The sequence below is a fragment of the Corynebacterium glyciniphilum AJ 3170 genome (genome assembly GCF_000626675.1).
Lineage (GTDB): Bacteria > Actinomycetota > Actinomycetes > Mycobacteriales > Mycobacteriaceae > Corynebacterium > Corynebacterium glyciniphilum.
The window spans coordinates 2,112,521-2,133,654 of the sequence record NZ_CP006842.1 but is presented as its reverse complement, the minus strand read 5'-3'; the positions used below and the strand labels follow the sequence as shown (position 1 = coordinate 2,133,654).

Annotated in this window: 19 protein-coding genes; 11 read left to right on the top strand and 8 right to left on the bottom strand. The window is 63.8% G+C overall.

The window, feature by feature from the left end; genetic code table 11:
* Positions 1 to 15 precede the first annotated feature (15 nt).
* Both lipB and sucB read right to left on the bottom strand, forming a co-directional pair.
* Positions 16 to 753 (bottom strand): lipoyl(octanoyl) transferase LipB, encoded by a 738-nt coding sequence (gene lipB, locus CGLY_RS10000; protein WP_038549154.1) that lies wholly within the window; start codon positions 751 to 753, stop codon positions 16 to 18.
* 67 nt (positions 754 to 820) lie between these two features.
* Positions 821 to 2,521 carry a 2-oxoglutarate dehydrogenase, E2 component, dihydrolipoamide succinyltransferase gene (sucB, locus tag CGLY_RS09995; protein ID WP_038549152.1) on the bottom strand — a complete coding sequence of 567 codons (1,701 nt, stop codon included), beginning with the start codon at positions 2,519 to 2,521 and terminating at the stop codon, positions 821 to 823.
* 227 nt (positions 2,522 to 2,748) lie between these two features.
* Here sucB and CGLY_RS09990 point away from each other — a divergent pair, with 227 nt between their 5' ends.
* Positions 2,749 to 3,141 (top strand): hypothetical protein, encoded by a 393-nt coding sequence (locus CGLY_RS09990; RefSeq protein ID WP_038549150.1) that lies wholly within the window; start codon positions 2,749 to 2,751, stop codon positions 3,139 to 3,141.
* Positions 3,142 to 3,150: 9 nt separating this feature from the next.
* Here the strand turns inward: CGLY_RS09990 and CGLY_RS09985 are convergent, their stop codons facing one another.
* Complete coding sequence (locus CGLY_RS09985; RefSeq protein ID WP_038549148.1) at positions 3,151 to 4,755, bottom strand: leucyl aminopeptidase; 1,605 nt, start codon at positions 4,753 to 4,755, stop codon at positions 3,151 to 3,153.
* Positions 4,756 to 4,844: 89 nt separating this feature from the next.
* Between CGLY_RS09985 and CGLY_RS09980 the strand changes: the two genes are divergently transcribed.
* Positions 4,845 to 5,981, top strand: a complete 1,137-nt coding sequence (locus tag CGLY_RS09980) for a branched-chain amino acid aminotransferase (protein ID WP_052540866.1) — start codon at positions 4,845 to 4,847, stop codon at positions 5,979 to 5,981.
* A 7-nt stretch (positions 5,982 to 5,988) separates the two neighbouring features.
* On the opposite strand, the gene CGLY_RS16770 is transcribed toward CGLY_RS09980, so the two are convergent.
* Both CGLY_RS16770 and CGLY_RS09970 read right to left on the bottom strand, forming a co-directional pair.
* Positions 5,989 to 6,906 (bottom strand): nicotinate-nucleotide--dimethylbenzimidazole phosphoribosyltransferase, encoded by a 918-nt coding sequence (locus CGLY_RS16770; protein WP_052539999.1) that lies wholly within the window; start codon positions 6,904 to 6,906, stop codon positions 5,989 to 5,991.
* Positions 6,906 to 7,610: a DUF3043 domain-containing protein gene (locus CGLY_RS09970; RefSeq protein ID WP_038549146.1), complete on the bottom strand. Its 705-nt coding sequence runs from the start codon at positions 7,608 to 7,610 to the stop codon at positions 6,906 to 6,908. Before CGLY_RS09970 ends, CGLY_RS16770 begins: the two co-directional genes overlap by 1 nt.
* 126 nt (positions 7,611 to 7,736) lie before the next feature.
* Here CGLY_RS09970 and CGLY_RS09965 point away from each other — a divergent pair, with 126 nt between their 5' ends.
* The gene (locus CGLY_RS09965) at positions 7,737 to 8,093 is read left to right on the top strand and encodes a HesB/IscA family protein (protein WP_038549144.1); all 357 of its coding nucleotides are present in this window, start codon (positions 7,737 to 7,739) and stop codon (positions 8,091 to 8,093) included.
* A 90-nt stretch (positions 8,094 to 8,183) separates the two neighbouring features.
* Here the strand turns inward: CGLY_RS09965 and asnB are convergent, their stop codons facing one another.
* On the bottom strand, positions 8,184 to 10,121 hold the full coding sequence (asnB, locus tag CGLY_RS09960) for an asparagine synthase (glutamine-hydrolyzing) (RefSeq protein ID WP_038549142.1): 1,938 nt from the start codon (positions 10,119 to 10,121) through the stop codon (positions 8,184 to 8,186).
* A gap of 354 nt (positions 10,122 to 10,475) precedes the next feature.
* Here asnB and ctaC point away from each other — a divergent pair, with 354 nt between their 5' ends.
* Together ctaC and ctaF are read left to right on the top strand one after the other, a co-directional pair.
* A complete protein-coding gene (gene ctaC, locus CGLY_RS09955) occupies positions 10,476 to 11,588 on the top strand; it encodes an aa3-type cytochrome oxidase subunit II (RefSeq protein ID WP_038549140.1) in 1,113 nt (370 codons plus the stop codon).
* A gap of 28 nt (positions 11,589 to 11,616) precedes the next feature.
* Positions 11,617 to 12,048, top strand: a complete 432-nt coding sequence (gene ctaF / locus CGLY_RS09950; RefSeq protein ID WP_038549138.1) for an aa3-type cytochrome oxidase subunit IV — start codon at positions 11,617 to 11,619, stop codon at positions 12,046 to 12,048.
* Positions 12,049 to 12,174: 126 nt separating this feature from the next.
* Here the strand turns inward: ctaF and trpD are convergent, their stop codons facing one another.
* Positions 12,175 to 13,266, bottom strand: a complete 1,092-nt coding sequence (gene trpD, locus CGLY_RS09945; protein WP_038552440.1) for an anthranilate phosphoribosyltransferase — start codon at positions 13,264 to 13,266, stop codon at positions 12,175 to 12,177.
* Positions 13,267 to 13,734: 468 nt separating this feature from the next.
* Here trpD and ctaE point away from each other — a divergent pair, with 468 nt between their 5' ends.
* From ctaE to qcrB, 4 genes are all read left to right on the top strand, one after another.
* A complete protein-coding gene (ctaE, locus tag CGLY_RS09940) occupies positions 13,735 to 14,346 on the top strand; it encodes an aa3-type cytochrome oxidase subunit III (RefSeq protein WP_038549136.1) in 612 nt (203 codons plus the stop codon).
* 72 nt (positions 14,347 to 14,418) lie between these two features.
* On the top strand, positions 14,419 to 15,327 hold the full coding sequence (qcrC, locus tag CGLY_RS09935) for a cytochrome bc1 complex diheme cytochrome c subunit (RefSeq protein ID WP_038549134.1): 909 nt from the start codon (positions 14,419 to 14,421) through the stop codon (positions 15,325 to 15,327).
* Positions 15,324 to 16,529, top strand: a complete 1,206-nt coding sequence (gene qcrA / locus CGLY_RS09930) for a cytochrome bc1 complex Rieske iron-sulfur subunit (RefSeq protein ID WP_038549133.1) — start codon at positions 15,324 to 15,326, stop codon at positions 16,527 to 16,529. Before qcrC ends, qcrA begins: the two co-directional genes overlap by 4 nt.
* Entirely contained in the window at positions 16,526 to 18,172 is a 1,647-nt protein-coding gene (gene qcrB, locus CGLY_RS09925) for a cytochrome bc1 complex cytochrome b subunit (RefSeq protein WP_038549131.1), read from the top strand. The genes qcrA and qcrB overlap by 4 nt, the downstream gene beginning before the upstream one ends.
* Before the next feature lie 87 nt (positions 18,173 to 18,259).
* Here the strand turns inward: qcrB and CGLY_RS09920 are convergent, their stop codons facing one another.
* Positions 18,260 to 18,814, bottom strand: coding sequence for a 3'-5' exonuclease (locus CGLY_RS09920; RefSeq protein ID WP_052539998.1), 555 nt, complete (start codon positions 18,812 to 18,814; stop codon positions 18,260 to 18,262).
* Positions 18,815 to 19,236: 422 nt separating this feature from the next.
* Here CGLY_RS09920 and CGLY_RS09915 point away from each other — a divergent pair, with 422 nt between their 5' ends.
* Both CGLY_RS09915 and CGLY_RS09910 read left to right on the top strand, forming a co-directional pair.
* Complete coding sequence (locus CGLY_RS09915) at positions 19,237 to 19,845, top strand: C40 family peptidase (RefSeq protein WP_038549129.1); 609 nt, start codon at positions 19,237 to 19,239, stop codon at positions 19,843 to 19,845.
* A 159-nt stretch (positions 19,846 to 20,004) separates the two neighbouring features.
* The gene (locus CGLY_RS09910; protein WP_038549127.1) at positions 20,005 to 21,126 is read left to right on the top strand and encodes an NlpC/P60 family protein; all 1,122 of its coding nucleotides are present in this window, start codon (positions 20,005 to 20,007) and stop codon (positions 21,124 to 21,126) included.
* Positions 21,127 to 21,134 lie beyond the last annotated feature (8 nt).

The following is a 21,134-nucleotide window of genomic DNA, read 5'->3' as shown; positions in this document are numbered from 1 at the left end:
TCCTAAAATGCCTGTTCAGGACGTCAGGGCGCCGTGGGCGAGCTCCTCGGGCACGTCATCGTCGGACATTTCCAGTGACCCGTCCAGTGCGGCGAGCAGATGACCGGTGAAGGTCTCGGTCACATCCGGGACGCTGACTTCCCGGCCCAGTTCCTCCGACAGGGTCGTGACACCGGTGTCCGCCAACCCGCACGGCACGATGTGGTCGTAGTACTCCAGGGTGTTGTCGCAGTTCAACGCGACGCCGTGCATGGTGACTCCCCGTGTCACCCGGATCCCCACCGCCGCCACTTTGCGTGCGGGGACAAGCTCGCCACGTCGGAGCCCCGCAGGAAGCCATACGCCGGAGCGTCCAGGCACCCGTCCTACGTTGTCGAGGCCGATGTCACGACAGGTCGCCAGGACCGCCTCCTCGATACGCCGGACGTAGTCGACGACATCGATCGGATCATCCAGTTTGATGATCGGGTAGGCGACGAGTTGTCCGGGGCCGTGCCAGGTGATCCGGCCGCCCCGGTCGACATCGACGACGGGAAGGCCGTTCGTGGGCAGATCCTCCGGCTGTGTGCGCTTGCCCGCGGTGTAGGTCGGCGGATGTTCCAGCAGCAGGACGGTGTCCTCGATCTGCCCGTCTGCACGCTGACGGGCCAGAGCGGCCTGCTTGTCCCAGGTCGACAGGTAGTCCACCGTCCCGAGGTTGTCAACGACAACAGGCGCGTCCGACATTCGGATGGATCCGCGTTGATATCCCATGCCTAACGACTCTACCCCGCCACCGCGGTACCGCGGTGGCGGGGTAGGAGAGGGGAGGGTAACGGACTTAGATCTCCAGGTCGGAGGTGAAGTCGCTGTTCTCCAGGCGGTCCTTGATGGTGGTCAGGAACCGACCTGCATCTGCGCCGTCCACGATCTGGTGGTCGTAGGTCATCGGCAGGTAGACCATGCTGCGGATCGCGATGCTGTCGGAACCGTCTTCGGTGATCACGACTGGCCGCTTGCGGATAGCACCGGTGCCGATCATGGCTGCCTGCGGCGGAACGAGGATCGGGGTATCAGTCAGTGCGCCCTCGGAGCCGATGTTGGTGATCGTGAAGGTGCCGCCACTGACGTCGTTCGGCTTGAGCTTCTTGTTCCGCGCTCGGTCGGCGATATCTGCGATCGCCTTGGCCAGTTCAGGCAGTGACATGTCCTGGGCATCGTGGATCACCGGGGAGAGCAGGCCGTCCTTGGTGTCCACGGCGATACCGAGGTTGACCTGGCCGTGGTAGGTCATCTCCTGGGTATCAGCGTTGTAGGAGGCGTTGACGTTCGGGTGAGCGACAAGTGCTTCGACGATGGCCTTCGCGAAGAACGGCAGGAACGTGAGGTTCTGGCCGTGCTTGTCCTGGAACGCGGCCTTCGACGCCTTGCGGAGCTCGGCGACGTGGGTCATGTCGACCTCGTGGACCTGAGTGAGTTGAGCCGCACCGTGCAGGGACTCCAGGGTGGTCTTGGCGGTGATCGCCCGGATCCGGTTGACCTTCTGGGTGGTGCCCCGCAGGGAGGCCTTCTCCGGGTCGACGCCCTTCGCCGGTGCTGGCGCGGACTCCTTCGCAGTGCCGCCCTCGGCGGCAGCGATGACGTCCTGCTTGCGGATACGTCCGCCGACGCCGGTGCCCTCAACGGTGGAAAGATCAACGCCGTGCTTCTCCGCGAGCTTGCGCACCAGCGGGGTGACGTAGGGCAGGTTGCCGTCGGACGGCTCGCCGGCATCTGATGCGGGCGCTGCCTCCTGCTTCGGAGACTCCTTTTCCTGCTTCGGCGCCTCCTTGGGCTCCTCCGCCTTTGCAGGCTCCTCCTTCTTCTCCTGCTTGGGCTCCTCCTTCGGCTTCTCCTCCTTGGCGGGAGCTTCCTCGGCTGCACTTCCGTCACCCACGCGGGCGATCACGCCACCGACATCGATGGTGTCGTCTTCGTCAGCGAGGATCTCCAGCAGGGTGCCGGCGACGGGCGAAGGAACTTCGGTGTCGACCTTGTCCGTGGAGACCTCGAGCAGAGGCTCGTCGACCTCGACGTCGTCGCCGACCTTCTTCAGCCACTGGGTGATGGTGCCCTCGGTGACCGACTCACCGAGTTCCGGCATCGTCACATCGGTGCCTGCACCGCCGCTGGTGGACGCCGAGGCTGGGGCGGATTCTTCCTCTTCATCGGACGAGTCGTCGTCTGCGCCAGCATCCTCGGTATCCTCGGCGGGCTCTTCTGCGGGGGCCTCGTCAGCGGAGGCGGAATCCCCGCTCTCTTCACCCTCGTCACCGATCTCCGCGATGACGGCACCGACGTCGACGGTGTCGTCTTCGTCGGCGATGATCTTCAGCAGTACGCCGGCGACGGGGGAGGGGATCTCCGTGTCGACCTTGTCCGTGGAGACCTCGAGCAAAGGTTCGTCGACCTCCACGGTGTCGCCGACCTTCTTCAGCCACTGGGTAACAGTGCCTTCTGTGACGGATTCGCCCAGCTCGGGCATTTCGACGGAGTGCGCCATGGTGTTGAAGCTCCTATTTAACGACGGGGTACAGATGTGGAGTACGTGGATCGGTCCGCAGTACGCAGAGAAAGCAGAGAAGTGGTCTCTGACCGAATACTATATATGGTAGCGCTGTAGGCGGCGTCCTGCCGGAGGGGGTCGGCCCATGCCGCCCGTGCAGGGGCCCGTCGCCGAGGGCACAAGCTGGTCGCAGCGGTGCCGTGGAATCCCTTAGACTCTGTGGTGTGTTCAATTTATTCGGTCGCTCACGTCGCTCCGGCCCCCGTCCACCGCGGGCGCCGGGCGGGCGTACGCGGCCCGCAGACCTCGACTACCTGCGTCAGTGGGCAATGCAACACGACGGCGTGGAGGGCTTCGTCGAACCGGAGACACTGGTCAATGAAATGTCCGTGGTCTTCGTGGACGCCGCCGGTGACTGGACCCGTCGGCGCATTGGCGGGCCCCGCGGTATCGACGACGTCATCGCGGCCACCGGCGTCCGGCTCTTCGATGCGGAGAAAACCGGCTACCCCCAACGGATGAGGGACCGGATCGAACGCGACCGGATCATTCGCAAACGTCTCGAACAGCAGGAACGCAGGGCCCGGTTCGAAGAGCGCCGTGCCGAAGGCGAGTGAGTGGTCAGGCTACTCCGCGGCCGTGGAGGAGGCACCCTCGGCTTCGCCGGCAATGTCCTCCAAGACGGCGATAATCGTGCGGACAGGCACTCCCGTCGCGCGTCGCGGGGTGTAGCCGTACGGTGCCGTGGTGTTGTACGCGGGGCCTGCGACGTCCAGGTGGACCCAGGGCAGCCCCTCCGGGATGAAGGCGGCGAGATAGTGCCCTGCGGCAGCCATGCCTCCCCAGCTTTTGCTGGGGATGTTGCGCAGGTCGGCTACATCGGACCGGATGTCGGAGGCGATCTCTGACGGTAGGGGCATGGGCCACGCTCCTTCGCCCACCTCACGGGAAAGGGCGGAAACCCGGTCGCGGAAACCGGGAGTGCCCATGACGGCGGGTGTCCGGTCTCCGAGCGAACGTACCTGGGCACCTGTCAACGTGGCCGTCTCCACGAGGTAGTCGGGGCGATCCTCACAGGCCCGGGCGATGGCGTCTCCGAGAATCAACCTGCCCTCGGCGTCGGTGTTGAGGACTTCTGTGGTCAGTCCGCCGTAATGGCGCAGAACGTCCCCGGGTCGTACAGCGGTACCGTCGGGCATGTTCTCAGCCAGCGGTACCGTCGCGGTCACGGATACGGACAGGTCGAGCTCCGACGCTGCAATCACCGCTGCGACGACGGCTGCGGAACCGCCCATGTCCGAGATCATGGTGCCCATGTTGGGTGAGGGTTTCAGTGAGATACCACCGGTATCGAAAGTGACACCTTTGCCGACCAGGGCGACGTGTGGCAGTGCCCCTATGGCCGTGGCCTCGGGGTGGTCAGGTCGATAGGACACACGGACCAGGCGGGGCGGGCGGGGGGACCCCTGGCCCACGCCCACGAGGGCCCCGAACCCCTGTTCGGCGAGCTGATGCTCATCCAGGACCTCCACCGTAAGCCCGGCCTGGGAACCCAGGTCTGAGATGATGCGTGCGTAACTATCCGGGTAGAGGATGTTCGCAGGGGCGTTTACCAGATCGCGGGCGCAGGTCACAGCTTCGATGACGACACACGCTCGGGAGAAGTCCGTCGCGGCGGACTCGGCGGCGCGGGGGGCAGTCGGAGGGGCGATGATCAGACGGCTGATGCGGGCTGCCTGCGCGTCCTGGGATTTTGCCCCGGTGTACATGTAGCTGCCCAGGCCATGTCCTTCGGTCGCGGGACCGACACCCAGGGTTCCCAGGAGGCTGAGTGCTGCCACGCTCCCGTCCCCGATGGACGGGGACAGGCGGTCGAGAGTTCGGGAGGCCGTGCCCGCGGCCGTTCGTAGCCCCTCGTCCGTCAGGGCGTCCGCGTCCCCGAGTCCGACTGCCAGTAGGCGGGTCGCCGCGATTCCGGGGACGGCGGGAAGCAGGTGAGTTTCACCCGCCCGCCCGCGCGCACCGATGTCGACCAGGGACTTCCAGATGGATACCTGTGTTTCCCTGTCGAAGGGGGAGCCGGGGGCCGACCCCAGGGACAATTCGATTCCGTTGTCCCCGGAGAATGACGGGATCACCAGGATGTCCACGTCGGCGTCGGCGACCGCCGAGGCGTCCATGAGAAGTTCCAACGGAGGCATGGTGCCCTGGGGCAGACCTGTGGATGTCATCGCTCACCTCAAGCTTGATAGGAGTCGTCGTCAAGCGTCCTGCCGGGCATGTGTTCCGGACCGGCACCGACGGGTCTAAGATACAGGCCATGTCTGATTCCGCGCCCGCCAACTCCACGTCCGACACCTTCTCCCGTACGCTGACGGAGAATCCCACTCCGCCCGAGAGGATCGCTGACGTACTCGCGAATCCCGGGTTCGGCCGGCACTTCACCGACCACATGGTGGTCATCGACTGGACTGAGGACGCCGGATGGCACGATGCACGGCTCGTTCCCTACGCACCGATCGCCATGGATCCGGCGACCTCGGTGCTTCACTACGGTCAGGCCATCTTCGAGGGGCTCAAGGCGTACCGCCAGCCGGACGGGTCGATCGCCACCTTCCGTCCGGACAAGAACGCTGAGCGAATCCGGTCTTCCGCTCGCCGTATCGCGATGCCGGAGATCCCGGAGGAGCTTTTCCTCGCATCACTGAGTGAGCTCGTTGATGTGGACAAGGACTGGGTTCCTGCCTCCGGTGGCGAGGAAGCGCTCTACCTGCGTCCTTTCATCATCTCCACCGAGGTCGGTCTGGGGGTGCACCCGTCCGTGAGCTACAGCTACTACGTCATCGCGTCTCCGGCGGGCGCGTACTTCAAGGGCGGGGTCACTCCCGTCAGCGTCTGGCTGTCTACTGAGTATGTCCGCGCGGCACCCGGCGGCACCGGCGCGGCGAAGTTCGCCGGGAACTACGCGTCGTCTCTCGCTGCCCAGTCCTACGCGGAGAAGCAGGGGTGTGACCAGGTCGTGTGGCTGGATGCGGCGAATCACACCAATATCGAGGAGATGGGCGGGATGAATCTCGCCTTCATCCTCGGTGGACAGGGCGAAGAGCCGGCGGAACTGGTGACCCCCGAACTCTCCGGTTCTCTGCTGCCCGGTGTCACCCGGGATTCGCTGCTGCAGCTCGCCGCCGACGAAGGCCTGAAGGTCACGGAACGCCGGTTCACAGTGGATGAATGGCGGGCGACCGCGGCCTCCGGGGAGATGACTGAGGCTTTCGCCTGCGGCACCGCCGCCGTGATCACTCCGGTGGGCACGGTGAAGGACCGGACGGGCGAGTTCCAGATCAACGGCGGAAACCCCGGGGAGATCACCATGCGTCTACGCGAGCGGTTGACCGGAATCCAGCGCGGCACCGGGGAGGACACCCACTCCTGGAATCACACGCTGGTTCAGGCGTAACGGGATACTACAGCTGCCCCAGAGACACGGCCGCGTCCAGGAGCGGGAGAACCATAAGGCCCGCGGCAGCGGCGGGTGCGCCCAGGGGACGGCCGAACACAGGGGAGAGCGACAGTCGGCGCCCGGCGACTGTGGCACCGGGCTCCGATGAGGCGTCGGGCAACAGCCACCATCTGGCCGCTCCCGGCGTGAGGGCGTCTGCGAGAAGACCCGCGGCGAGTCCGGTGACGCCGTCAAGGATGACCGGTGTGCGGCGAGTGGCTGACTGAGCCAGCAGTCCCGCCATGAAGGCCGTGTCAGGCGTGCCGAGAATATCGAGGATGTCGTGCACCGCCGCCGCATCGACAGGACGCCGACGGTGCTGGCGTGCCTGGAACATCAGATCACGGATGGCGACCGTCTTGTGCTTCCATTTCTCGTCACTGACCGGCACCGGACCTCCGCCGCGGCCGACGACTTTCACCGGCTCGACATTGCACAGCACGCCGATCAGCGCGGCGGCAGTCGTCGTCGCTCCTGTCCCGACGGTGCCGGTGATAATCAGGGGAACTGCAGCATCCGCACGTGCATCTGCAAGCTCGCGTCCCGCATCCACCCACTGTGACGGCATGCGCCCCTTCCCGTCCGCGCCGGAGGATGAGGCGGGGGGACCGGTGACGGAGACCTCGACCCCCTGCTGGGCCGCCAGCGAGCAGAGCGGGGATTCTCCGCCCTCGATACGGTCAGTTTCCGCCCGTGCGTGGCCCCAGGGCAGTGTGGAAACAGGGCTCTCCAGGCCTGAGGACGGTGCAGCGACGGCGTGGTCCCCCGCAGCCAGCAGGAGTTCCGGCCGCGGACCGGTAGCCTCGTCGCTCTCCCGGATCCCGGCGTACCCGGTGCGGTCGGCCCAGACGCCGAGCTGCTGGAGAAGCGGCTGTTCTGACATCAGACCGCGTCGCCGATATTCACCTGGGGCGCGGGCGTTCGCATCTTGCGGATCATCGTGGCGCGGGTGAACGCGTAGAAGCCGATGGCCCACTTCCCGAAGGTGTTGTCACGGAAGCGGTCGTTGACGAGCCGATTGACCTTCCGGGCAAGGAACAGGCCCTCGATCACCAGGATAACGATGACCACCAGCATGAACAGACTGATGTAATTGGCGATCAGCGGCATACGGGTGCCGAGGATCATGACGACGACAACGACCAGCGCGATAGGCAGGAAGTAGTTCATCAGGTAACGATGGGAGTCCACGTAGTTGCGGACGAGGAGTTTTTCCTTGCCCTGGTCCCTGGCGAGAAGGTAATCAGGGTCGCCGGCCATCATCCGCTCATTGGCCTTGCGGCGCGACTCCGCCGCCTCCTCACGCTGCTTGCGCTTAGCTTCCTTGAACTCCTCCTTCGACATGGAGTTCTTGAAGTCCTTCTTGCGCTGACGAGCCTCTTTCGGAGTCATCGGAGCATCGAAATGGACCCGCCGGACGCCGGTGGAACGTTCGACCTCGTTACGCTTCGGTGTCGGGCGCCCCTTCTTGGGCGTGTAGCCCTTCGGCGTCGGCGCGGCGTCCTCGTCGGCGAGGGAGTTGCCTGCCGAGGTGACGTCGCCGTCGGCGACATCACTGTCATCATCTTTCTTCCACGGGAGTTTCACACCTCACAGGCTAGAGCACGAGCGGACGCCGGTACCAACGCGGGTGAGCCTGTCGGGAATAGATCACTGGATTTCATGGTTGTTGACGAGTAGTTTGGGCATATCCGCATTACTGAGGAGGAAATGATGACTGCTCCCGAAAAGACCGCTGAGAAGTCCACCGGCGTCGAACTGACCAGTGCTGCTGCAGGTAAGGCCGCCGGTCTGCTCGCGCAGGAGGGTCGCGACGATCTGGCTCTGCGCATCGCCGTTCAGCCGGGTGGTTGCGCTGGCCTGCGTTACCAGCTCTTTTTCGATGACCGCACCCTGGACGGTGACCTTATCGATGACGTCGAGGGCGTCCGTCTGGTCGTAGACAAAATGTCCGCTCCGTACCTGACGGGAGCGAAGATCGACTTCTCCGACACGATCGAGTCCCAGGGGTTCACCATCGACAACCCGAATGCAGGCGGCTCCTGCGCCTGCGGCGACTCCTTCAGCTGACGGACCTGCCCGGTAGTCGAGAACTCCCCGCCCTCGCACAGAGGAAGGGGAGTTCTTGCCGTTTCAGCGTGGTGGCGCGCCGGAAGGAGCTCAGAGATGCACGGGGTAGTCCCGTTCATCGATGTCCGGGTGGATACGGTCTTCGACAAAGATGCCGTGCCAGATCATGAAGGCGATCACGGTCCACAGGCGTCGGGAGTGGTCGGGGCCGGAGCCGGTGTTCATCGAGACACGGTGCTCCTCCAACATGGCCAGCACCTGGGCCTTGTCGAAGATGTGATCGGTGGCGGAGTCCTCGATGTTCTTCTTCGCCCAGTCATAGAGTTCGTCACCGGCGAGCCAGTGCCGGAGGGGGACAGGGAACCCGAGCTTCTTCCGGTTGATGACATGCTCGGGGACGATGAGCTCCAGAGCACGCCGCAGGGCATACTTCGTGGTCCCGTTACCGACCTTGAGCTCGTGAGGGATGGTACGTGCGACATCGAAGACGACACGGTCGAGGAACGGGACACGCAACTCCAACGAGTTGGCCATCGTGATTTTATCCGCCTTGACCAGGATGTCTCCGCGTAGCCAGGTGAACATGTCAAGATGCTGCATCCGCGCCACCGGGTCCATGTCCTCGGATTTCGCGTAGATCGGTGCGGTTACCTCGCGGTGGTCCCACTCGGGGCGAGCGATGCGGAGTACGCGCTCGAGCTGCTCATAGTTAAACGACCGGGCGTTGCCATAGTACCGCTCCTCCATCGGGGTAGTTCCGCGTTGGAGGAGTGACTTGCCACGCATACCGTCGGGCAAGGCATCGCCCAGTGTACGGAGGACCTTCTTGATCGGGGAGGGGACCTTGTCGAACGGCGCCAGGGACAGGGGCTCCTTGTAGATCGTGTACCCGCCGAACAGCTCATCCGCGCCTTCGCCGGACAGGACGACCTTGACGTGTTTACGTGCCTCGGCGGCGACGAAGTACAGGGGGACCAGAGCTGGATCGGCGACCGGGTCGTCGAGGTACCAGATGATCTTCGGGACGGCGGCCGCGAACTCTTCGGGGGAGACGACCTTGACCACGTGCTCGACGCCGATCGCCGCTGCGGATTCCGCCGCGACGTCAACCTCTGAGTAGCCCTCCCTCTCGAAACCAGTGGTGAAGGTCACGAGGTCCGGGTTGTGCTGTTTAGCCAGGGAGGCGATGGCGGTGGAGTCGATGCCCCCGGAGAGGAAGGAACCGACGGTGACATCGGCGCGCATGTGCTTGGCGACAGAGTCCTGCAGGGCGTCAGCGATCCGGGTGAAAAGCGCGTGCTCCTGTCCCGACGGAACAGGAGTGACAGGGAACGTCGGCTCGAAGTACCGCACGGCCCTGACTGGTCCTCCGGGGCGGAGGGTGGCGTGGCATCCGGACTCCAGTCGCCGGACGCCGGCGTGCAGGGTCTCCGGTTCCGGGACATACTGCAGATCCGTGTAGTGGACAACGGCGCGGCCGTCAAGGCTGAGATCGAGACCGATGTCATCGGCCATCGCCAGGACGGACTTCTTCTCACTGCTGAAAACGGTGCCGGTACTTGTCGTGGCATAGAACAGCGGCTTGATGCCGAAGGGGTCGCGGGCGAGGAACATTGTCCGGTCGACAGAATCCCACACCGCGAAAGCGAACATTCCGCGCAGGTGGTTGACCACCTCTGTGCCCCAGTGGTGGAAACCGACCACGATTGTCTCGGAGTCTCCGGATGTGGCGAAGTCGTAGCCTTCGGCCTGGAGCTCCTCCCGGAGTTCTACATAGTTGTAGATCTCGCCGTTGAACGTCATCGAGTAGCGGTTCGGCTGCTCGGGTGGGCCCCACTGGAGAGGCTGGTGCGAGTGCTCGAGGTCGATGATCGACAGTCGGTTGAAGCCGAAGACCACGTCATCATCGTTCCAGGTGCCGTCTTCGTCGGGACCGCGGTGCCGCATGCAGGGGAGTGCCCGGGCGGTCGTGTCCACGAAACGGGGGGCGTCACCCTGTGCCGTCAGAATTCCAAGAAGTCCACACATGTGCTCTGGGGTCATCTCCGTAAGTGTCGTGGGGAGCCGGCGTGTCCGGCCCCGAGGTAAGAGGGACGAGACGGTGAGATGCCGGCCGCGTGCGCGTGCGTAAGCACACAAGACTACTCGTCGAGGTCGCGCTGACCCAGACGGGACATGCCGAGCAGTGGCGTGGTCATCCAGCTCTTGTCCAGCAACCCCGAATAGGGCCGACAGAGAATCACAATGATGTGCATGATGCAGGGGCATCCCCCTCCATGCACTATTGTCGGGAGATGACACGGGGCCGGTGTCCGTCCTCTGCAGGCGACGGACATGATGGTCCCGATGAACACGACGTGTGATTGAGGAAGGCATACTCGCGTGGAACAGCGAAAAGTTCACGGAAGAGGTCGCAAGCTCGGCCTCGCCGGAGTGCTGGGACTTGGCTCCCTTGCCCTGGTCGGCTGCGATGTCGCACCCCCCGACAACGGATTCTTCCATGCCCTGCGCATGGGTTGGCCCGACGGAATCACCCCGGAGTCCCAGTCCATGGGCAACTTCTGGGTGTGGACCTGGGTCGTCGCATGGGTCATCGGCATCATTATGTGGGCCCTCATGTTCGTGGTGATCTTCCGCGACAGCGACAAGCGGGCCGCCAAGAAGGGTAAGCCGGAGTTCCCCCGGCAGACCGCGTACAACGTTCCACTCGAGTTGACGCTGACCGTGATCCCCGTTCTGATCGTCATGGGACTGTTCTTCTTCACGGTGCAGACCCAGGACAAGGTCACTGCACTCGACAAGGACCCGCAGGTCAGTGTCGACGTCACCGCCTACCAGTGGAACTGGAAGTTCGGCTACGGCAATGTCAGTGGCGATCTCACCGAGGACGGTCAGGAATACGTCGGCGAGGATGCGGAGCGGGCCGAGGCTGCAGAGGCGAACGCCGCTGTGCCGCAGGATGACCGTGACGAGCACGGCAAGTCCGTCGGCCCGATCCACGGTAAGTCGAAGGAAGACTTCACGTACCTGAACTACGATCAGATCGAGACTCTCGGTACCTCCGAGGAGGTCCCGGTGCTCGTTCTGCCGACGAACACGCCGATCGAGTTCAATCTGGCTTCCTCTGACGTGATCCACTCGTTCTGGGTTCCGGAGTTCCTTTTCAAGCGCGACGTGTTCCCGCACCCTGAGGCGAACCAGTCCGAGCGGCGGTTCCAGATCGAAGGCATCGACAGCGAAGGCGCCTTCGTCGGTCGGTGTGCTGAGATGTGCGGCACTTACCATGCGATGATGAACTTCGAGGTCCGTGCCGTGAGCCCGGAGAACTTCGCCGCTTACATCGCTTACCGTGAGGCCAACCCGGAGGCCACCAATTCTCAGGCGTTGGCGGAGATCGGCGAGGATCCCTACGCCACCTCGACTCAGCCTTTCCTTCCCGGCCGTGATTCCACCCGGGGAGTCGAGGGCGACAACTACATCGACCGTTCCGCCTAAGTCGGCGAAGAAACACTAGGAGACAACAATGCGGCAGACAGCCAAGTTGATGTACGGACTCGCACTGTTCCTCACAGTGATGACGGTCGTGTACTTCTACGCGACGTCGCAGCTCAATGACGGTGCGAATCAGCAGGGTATTGAGTGGGCAGGTGGCACCGGGCTTGTCCTGGCGACGCTGCTGACCCTTTTCCTCGGCGTGTACTTCCACCTCACCAATTCCAAGGCAGACATCGAGCCGAAGGACTGGGAAGAAGCCGAGATCGAGGACGGGGCGGGAGTGCTCGGATTCTTCTCACCTCACTCCGGGTGGCCGTTCATCATGGCCATGGCCATCGTGATTATGGGGTACGGCATCGCCTTCTTCCTGATCTGGGTGATCCTGCTGGGCGCTGCGATGCTCATCTGGGCCACCACGATGCTCAACCTGCAGTACGGTCTTCCGCCCGAGAAGGAGTAGTTCGTGCAGCCGTCGCGTCGGTGACGGCAGGGTGCAGGCGCAGAAAGACAGCCTAGACACCAAAGACAAGGAGCACCCGCATCTTCCTCGCGGGTGCTCCTTCCGTGTGCCGTGGCGCCGCAGGGGTTACAGGTTGATGATGTCGTTCATCTTCTGCTGGGCGGCACCGGATTCGAGGGCTTCGCGTGCCACGGCGAGTTGGGTGGTGAGCGCCGACTTCAGGTCATTCCCCTCCCAGCCATGTACGGCAGTCAGGGCTGCGGCCGCGTTAATCAGGACGGCATCCTTGACTGCCCCGGTGATTTCGCCGGCCATGAGACGTCTGGCGATGTCCGCGTTGTACTGGGGGTCCCCGCCTTTGAGAGCATCGTCGTCGTAGACGTCGAGACCGTAAGTACGTGGGTTGATGGTGAACTCGCCGGTCCGTCCCTTTTCATCGACCGTAACAACTTCTGTCGGGGCACAGACACTGATCTCGTCCATGCCGTCGAGCCCCCGCACGATCAGCGCCCGCACGCCCTGATGGGCGAATGCCCCACCCATGATGGGCATCATGTCGCGGAAGGCACATCCGATGAGGCCGAACTTCGGTCCTGCGGGGTTCGTCATCGGGCCGAGCAGATTGAAGAGTGTAGGGACGGCCAGTTCAGAGCGCACCGGGCCGGCGAAGCGCATCGCGGGGTGGTAGGTCTTGGCGAACATGAAGGCGAACCCGGTCTTCAGGGCGTCCTTATGGATCGTCTCGGGGGAGCGGTCGATGTCGAGTCCGAGTACCTCCAGGACATCAGCGCCGCCGCATCTCGACGACGCCGCACGGTTGCCGTGTTTCACCACCGGTACTCCGGTCGCCGCGACGACGAAAGAGGCCATGGTGGAGATGTTCACGGTGTGATGGCCGTCGCCGCCGGTGCCGACGATGTCGACGGCATCGGGGATGTCGCTGAAATCCACGGGAGTGGCATAGGCGCGCATCGCTGATGCGGCCGCAGAGAGTTCGGCAGCCGTGATCCCTTTGACACGGAGCCCGAATGCGAAGGCGGCGAGCTGCGCGTCGGTTGCGCCGCCCTCCATGATGCGGCTGACTGCCCAGGTGATCTGAGACTCGCTGAGCTCCTCGTGCCGACCGATACGGTCGAGTACTCCCGGCCAGGTGAAATAGCTTTCCGGTAGTCGGTCGGAGCCCAGCGGCGTGATGTGGTCCGGGGTGGTCAGACTCAGATCGTCCGGCATCGGTGTCGTCCTCTCGCAGTTGGATGTCTGTATCCGGCCGGTCGTGAGTGAGCGGCAACGGACGGACCCATCCTATTACGGGTGGTGGCGGGTGGGGGCCCGGCGGGGGTTGCGAGGTGCAGAGATTCGTTCCCCCTGGTGCCCTGCAGGTAGACTACTGGGAGTCCGGTGGCGTGGTTGCCGTGCCAGGGTACCCGGTGATCCGCCACCCCCTTGAACGGGGGTGGTTGGGCGGCATCGCGGGCGCGGTGGGGTGGGGGTCCGATGGGACGCCGTGGGTGATCAACCTGCGGAGATGCGTCGTCGTCGTAATTCAGACCAAAGAGTTCCCGACTAACCCCGTTTGTGGTGAGTTGCCAGGAAACATGAAGCGACTACCAGCGGTTTTACAGAAACCCCGTAACTCGCCGGGGGCGCGAATCGACTAGGGGGCCAGGGTCGGTCATACTTGTACGCGTGACGAGCGCAGTTGGAAACCAAAGCATGGCAGCACCACAGCGTGCCGTGACGCTGAACCGACCCAATATGGTCAGCGTCGGCACGATTGTGTTCCTGTCTCAGGAATTGATGTTCTTCGCGGGCCTGTTCGCGATGTACTTCGTCTCGAAGGCGAACTCGAACGGAAACTGGCCCTCCGAGCCGACCGAGCTGAACGTGCCGTTCGCTCTGGCGATCACCGTGATTCTGGTGTCATCGTCGTTCACCGCCCAGTGGGGTGTGTTCGCCGCGGAGCGTGGCGACGTGTTCGGTCTGCGGAAGTGGTATGCACTCACCATCGTCCTCGGCGCGATCTTCCTCGCCGGCCAGACGTACGAGTACATCCACCTCGTGCAGCACGGCACCACGATCTCAAGCAGCGTCTACGGGTCGGTGTTCTTCATCACCACCGGCTTCCACGGCGCACACGTCCTTGCCGGCGTGCTTGCCTTCGTCGTGGTGATTCTTCGCACGGTGAAGTCGAAGTTCACCCCGGCCCAGGCCACCGCCGCCGTCGTCGTGTCTTATTACTGGCACTTCGTCGACGTCGTGTGGATCGGACTGTGGATCACCATTTACTTCATCCAGTAGGCCGGACGGGCCGATGTGTGACGCTCGGCCGTTAAGCCCATCGCCTTCCAAATGACGAGTTAAGGGAACAAGATGGATACGAACAATCCAACTCCCGAGGGGGAGAACCCGGTGGTGGACTCCACCCCGGCATCCACAACAGGCAAGAAGCGTCGTACCCGACGTAAACTGCGCCGGACCATGGCCGGAGCGCTCGCGCTCGTGCTCGGTCTGACCGGTGCCGGCTTGGTCGCCCAGGCCTTTACTCCCGACCCGCAGTCAGCGACCGCGCAACAGGACGCGCAGTCGATGATCACCCAGGGGCAGGAGATCTACGAGGTCGCCTGCATCACCTGTCACGGCGCCAACCTCCAGGGCGTCGAGGATCGCGGTCCTTCCCTGGTCGGCGTCGGCGAGGGTGCTGTGTACTTCCAGGTCCACTCCGGTCGTATGCCGATGAAGCGTAATGAGGCGCAGGCTGACCGTAAGGACGCCCGTTTCAACGAGGCGCAGACTCTCGCCCTCGCTGCATACGTCAACGCCAACGGCGGCGGCCCCGGAATCGTCAAGGACGAGGACGGGACTATCGCCATGGATTCCCTGCGGGGTTCCCACAACAACAACGGAGAGATCGATCCGTCGGACGTCTCCCGCGGTTCTGACCTGTTCCGGCTCAACTGTGCGTCCTGCCACAACTTCACAGGTCGCGGTGGCGCGTTGTCCGGCGGTAAGTACGCCCCCAATCTCGACGCAGCCAATGAGCAGGAGATCTACCAGGCCATGCTCACCGGCCCCCAGAACATGCCGAAGTTCTCGGACCGCCAGCTCACCGCCGACGAGAAGAAGGACATCATCGCCTTCATCAAGTCGTCCAAGGAGACCCCGAACCCCGGCGGACTCGGACTCGGCGGGATCGGCCCGGTCACTGAGGGCATGTTGATGTGGATCGTCGGGATTGTCGTGCTCATCGGCGCGGCCATGTGGATTGGAACCCGGTCATGAGTGAGATCAAGAGCACCTACTCTGAAGAAGAGATCAAGGGCATGAGCGACGAGGAGCTCGCCCGCCTCGGTACGGAGATGGACGACGTCACCGTCGCCTACCGCAAGGAGCGTTTCCCGGTCGAGGGCGATCCCGCCGAAAAGCGTGCTGCCCGCGGCGTCGGTTTCTGGTGGGCGCTGTCCGTGATCTTCGGGCTCGCATTTGTGGCCGTCTACCTGTTCTGGCCGTGGGAGTACAAGCACCTCGCTGAGGACGGTCTCTGGGTCTACTCGCTCTACACCCCGCTGCTGGGAGTCACGTCGGGCCTGTCGATCATCACTCTCGGCATCGGTGCGGTCCAGTTCTCCAAGAAGTTCGTTCCCGAGGAGATCGCGGTCCAGAAGCGCCACGACGGGCCGTCCGACGAGGTCGACCGCCGCACGATGACCGCGTTGCTCAACGACGCCTGGAAGACGTCGACTCTGGGGCGCCGCAAGGTCCTGATGGGTCTCGGCGGCGCCGGCGTGGCGCTGGCGGGTGTGGCGATTGCGCTACCTCTGGGCGGCATCGTCAAGAATCCGTGGAAGCCCCGTGCGATGGGCATCGACGGTGACGGCACACTGTGGACCACCGGCTGGACGCTCGTCAATGACGGCGAGAAGGTGTACCTCGGCCGCGACACGGGCGCCATCGCCGAGGAGCACCACGGACACTGGAGCACGCAGGGTGTGAACCGTCTGATCCGTGTACGCCCCGAGGATCTCGACGCCGGAGGCATGGAGACTGTGTTCCCTATGACGCAGGACATGGTCAATGACCATGACGACTTCAACCCCGAGCGCGACGTGTACGAGGAGCAGATGCACTCGATCCACGGTTCCCGTAATGCGGTCATGTTGATCCGCCTCCGCCATGCTGACGCTGTCAAGGCGGTCCAGCGTGAGGGTCAGGAGGACTTCCACTACGGCGACTACTACGCCTACTCCAAGATCTGTACACACATCGGTTGCCCGACCTCGCTCTACGAGCAGCAGACCAACCGCATTCTCTGCCCGTGCCACCAGTCGCAGTTCGATGCTCTGCACTGGGGTAAGCCGGTGTTCGGTCCGGCTGCACGTGCCCTGCCCGAGCTGTCCATCAACGTCGATGAAGACGGGTTCCTGTACGCGGACAAGAACTTCGTCGAGCCCGTCGGCCCTGCCTTCTGGGAGCGTCAGTCATGAGCACACCCACAAAGCCTTCCCACCTGGCCCAGGCGGCCAACAACTTCGATGAGCGTTACACCGCAGCAGGTGGCCTTCGGAAGCAGATGAACAAGGTCTTTCCGAGCCACTGGTCGTTCATGCTCGGTGAGATCGCCCTGTACTCGTTCATCATCCTGCTGCTGTCGGGTGTCTACCTGACACTGTTCTTCGACCCGTCCCTGTCGAAGGTCATTTACCAGGGTGCGTACGCGCCTCTCAACGGTGTCGAGATGTCCCGCGCCTACGAGACGGCCCTGAATATTTCCTTTGAGGTCCGCGGCGGCCTGTTCATCCGTCAGGTGCACCACTGGGCGGCACTGCTGTTCGCCGTGTCGATCATGGTCCACATGATGCGTATCTTCTTCACCGGTGCCTTCCGGAAGCCGCGTGAAGCGAACTGGATCATCGGCTGCGTCCTGCTGCTGTTGTCCATCGCCGAGGGCTTCATGGGCTACTCCTTGCCGGACGACCTGCTCTCGGGCGTCGGTCTCCGCATCATGTCGGCCATCATCATCGGGCTGCCGATCATCGGCACGTGGCTCCACTGGATCATGTTCGCCGGCGATTTCCCGGGTGACATCATCATCCCGCGTCTGTACATCGCCCACGTCCTGCTGATTCCCGCGATCCTGCTCGCGCTCATCGCGGCTCACCTGGCCCTGGTGTGGTACCAGAAGCACACCCAGTTCCCCGGACCCGGCCGTACCGAGCGCAATGTCGTCGGCGCCCGCGTGATTCCGGTGTTCGCCGTGCACTCGTCGGCATTCGGTCTGATCACCTTCGGCTTCGTCGCACTGCTGGCAGGCGTGTTCCAGATCAACGCGATCTGGAACCTCGGCCCGTACAACCCGTCGCAGGTTTCTGCCGGTTCGCAGCCCGACATCTACATGCTGTGGACAGACGGCGCAGCCCGAATCATGCCGGCCTGGGAGCTGTACCTCGGTAGTTACACCGTTCCCGCGGTGGTCTGGGTCGCGATCCTGCTGGGCATCCTGGTGATGCTGCTCTTCGCCTACCCCTGGATCGAACAGCGCTTCACGAAGGATACGGCGCACCACAACCTGCTCCAGCGTCCGCGGGACGTCCCGGTCCGTACCTCGCTGGGTATCATGGCACTGGTCGCCTACGCCATCCTCACGATATCGGGTGGTAACGACCATGTTGCGGTGTTCTTCCACATCTCGCTGAACGCCATGACCTGGATCGGTCGTATCGGCTTCATCATGCTGCCTCCGATCGCCTACTTCGTCACCTACCGGATCTGCCTTGGTCTCCAACGGTCGGATCGTGAGGTGCTGGAGCACGGTATCGAAACCGGCACGATTAAGCAGCTGCCCTCCGGCGGGTTCATCGAGGTTCACCAGCCTCTCGGCCCGGTCGACGAGCACGGCCACCCGATTCCGCTCGACTACGCAGGTGCCCAGGTGCCCAGGCGGCTCAACCAGCTCGGTTTCGCCGGCCAGCCCGGTCGTGGCTCCCTGTTCTCTCCGGACCCCGAGGACATCGTGTCCCAGGTGGAGAAGATCGAGGAAGCCAACGAGCACGAGCACAAGGAGATGCTGCTGCGTCTCCAGGAGGAGAACCGTCGCAAACTCGGCGACGAGGGACATGAGAATCCCTGATCCTCTCCCTGTATGAGGCGGACACCCCGTCCTGCCGGCGCACCCAATGTGCCGGCAGGACGGGGTGTCGTCTGTCGTAGGGGTTCCTCAGCGCGAGAGTTCCCGAAGGTGCCTCAGAAGGTCCGCGGTGGCGAGTACGTCATCTACCGCCCGGTGTGACGGTTTGTGCCGGAGGTCCAGGACGTCGGCGAGTGTCGCCAGACGGTAGCGGCCGACCTGTTCCCGGGGGATGAGTGACCGCGCGGTGGTGGCCGTACAGACTACGTCAGAGTAGTCCAGTGGACTCGGCGCGCCGTTACGCTGACACTCGGCGGAGACGAACGCGATATCGAATGCGACATTGTGGCCGACCACGGTCCTCCCTTCGACGAGGGATGCGATGAGGTCGAGCGCGTCGATGAAGGCAGGCTGCCCGTCGAGGTCCTGCGACGTGATCCCGGTGAGACTGGTGATGTCGTCGGGGAGAGGCGATCCGGGGTCGACGAGCGTGTGGAACTCATCTGCAGGACTGCCGTCGTGGATATGTAGTGCAGCGATCTCGATGATCCTTGATCCCGCCGGGTCGAGGCCTGTCGTCTCGCAGTCGATGATGACGCAGTCAGCGAGAGCGGCGTCGAGCCTACGGCGGAGCGAAGTTGTCACAGATAGGAAGTCTACGGTGTCGCACGGACATGAACCGCACGACCGGAACGGCGTCGGTGTCGGGCAGTGTGGCTGATGTGATTAGTGGGGCAGTGAACATGGAGCAGCGCTGAAGTGTGACCAGAATCACACTAGGGTTTTTGACAGTCGCCGCTGTTCTGGGGGAAGCGGGTGGACGACATCATTCGCGAGGGCATCGTCCCAGGTGAGTGGGGTGCGGGTGGCCCTTCGGTCATGTCGGGGACATTGGGTCAAGCTTTGGTTGCGATTCGATAACGGTTAAATAACGAAGCGCTCACGGCGCGGTCACGGTTCTGTGGTTGGACAAGGTCCGTCACGTTTCGTAATCTTCTCGTGACCTTAAGGGGAGCGACGCGACGCTACCGGTTCCCCGACAGCAATCAGGAAAGGCTACATCCCTCATGGGCAAGCACCGTATGAAGAAGGACCACTCCCGCCGCAACGCAGTTGCCGTTGCTGCAGTGGGTATGGGCGCCGTCATCGCCCTGCCTGCCACCGCTCAGGCAGTCACCGTCGAGGTTCCGAACACCGACATCAGTGTCGATGTCCCGAACGAGGCCGTGGATTTGGCCAAGCAGCACGTGGACGTGGAGCCCTTCCTCGCGGCGGCCGGCCAGGCCTCCGCACCCTCCGTGGACGGAAGCGATGCTGTTTCCGCTCCGAACAGCGTCGGCCAGAAGATCGCCGACGCCGCACTGTCCAAGCAGGGCGCGCCCTACGCCTGGGGCGCTGCCGGCCCGAGCGCCTTCGACTGCTCCGGGCTCACCAGCTGGGCACACCAGCAGGTCGGCAAGTCGATCCCGCGTACCTCGGGTGAGCAGGCGGCATCGGGTACCCCGGTATCCCTTGACTCCCTTCAGCCTGGCGATGTCGTCTCCTACTACTCGGGCGCATCCCACGTGGCTATCTACATCGGCGACGGTAAGGTCGTCCAGGCTCTCAATGAGGGCTCCCCGGTTCAGGTCAACGACCTCAACTACATGCCGGTCAACAACGCGGTCCGTTTCTAGGACGTCGGACCGTGACTCGTCGCCCCGATGAGGCGGTGCCCACCGTGGTACCCCCTGTCGGGGCGAGCCGTGTGTCTGAGTACGGTTCCGCGGCTCTGTTGTGGCAGTATATCGACGTTGTATAGAGAGACAAGCGAAGAGGTTTCAGAGACAGTGAGCATGATCCGCCCGTCCGGGCACCGTAGGTCCACCCGCGGCACGTCAACCCGCCTGGTTGTCGGCATCGGCACGGCAGTCGCGCTCACTGTAGCCTCGACCTCCGTCGTCACAGCGGATCCCGCCGCGCCGGCCGCTGCTGACGCCATTGACACCTCACCCCTCCCGGACGACGCCGACGGGCTCCTGCAGCGGCTCGCCGACGTCTCACGTCAAGCTCAGGAGGCCAGCGACGAGGTGCAGGAGAATTCCCGTGCACTCGACGACACCCGTGCGCAGCTCGACCGGGCGAACCGTGCGGCAGAGCACTACTCGGCGGAAGCTCAGCGCGCTCGAGCTGACGTCGAAGCCAACCGTGGGCCGGTCATGGAGCTCTCACAATCTCTCTACCGCGGCGCCGTCATCGATCCGGTCTCGGCTATGGCAGGCTCTGCAAACCCGCAGGATGCGATTGACCGACGGGCGTTTGCGAGCGCCTTGAACGCCGATCGCACCACTACCCTCTCGTCCTTCCAGGACGGCCTGAAGAACGCCGCGGACCTGGAGTCCAAGGCGAACCGCTCCAAGGCCTCTGCGGATTTTCAACTCAACCAACTTGAGATCCGCCAGGGACAGCTTGATGAGCGGACCCGTGACCTCGACGGCATGAAGAAAGACATCTCCACCGCCGTAGACGGCCTCAGCCCGGAGCAGAAGCAGCGCTGGGTGGACCGCAACGGTCCTATCGACATCGACGTCGAGGAGTTTCTCGGCACGGTCGGAAGCGTCGGTGACGCGGTCAGTACCGCAGGCGGTGCGGTCGGTGCTGCGATGAGCAAACTGGGCTCGCCGTACTCCTGGGGCGCCACGGGTCCGGATTCCTTCGACTGTTCGGGTCTGATGTTCTGGGCCTACCAGCAGATCGGTAAGTCGGTTCCGCGTACCTCCTCGGCGCAGGTGGCTGGGGGGACCTCGGTCTCGCGCAGCGACCTTCAACCCGGTGACATCGTCGGGTTCTACCCCGGGGTCACCCACGTCGGCATGTACATCGGCGACGGCAAGATCGTCCACGCCTCCGACTACGGTATCCCGGTCCAGGTCGTGAGCGTTGACAGTATGCCCTTCGCCGGCGCTGCCCGCTACTGATCGTTCGC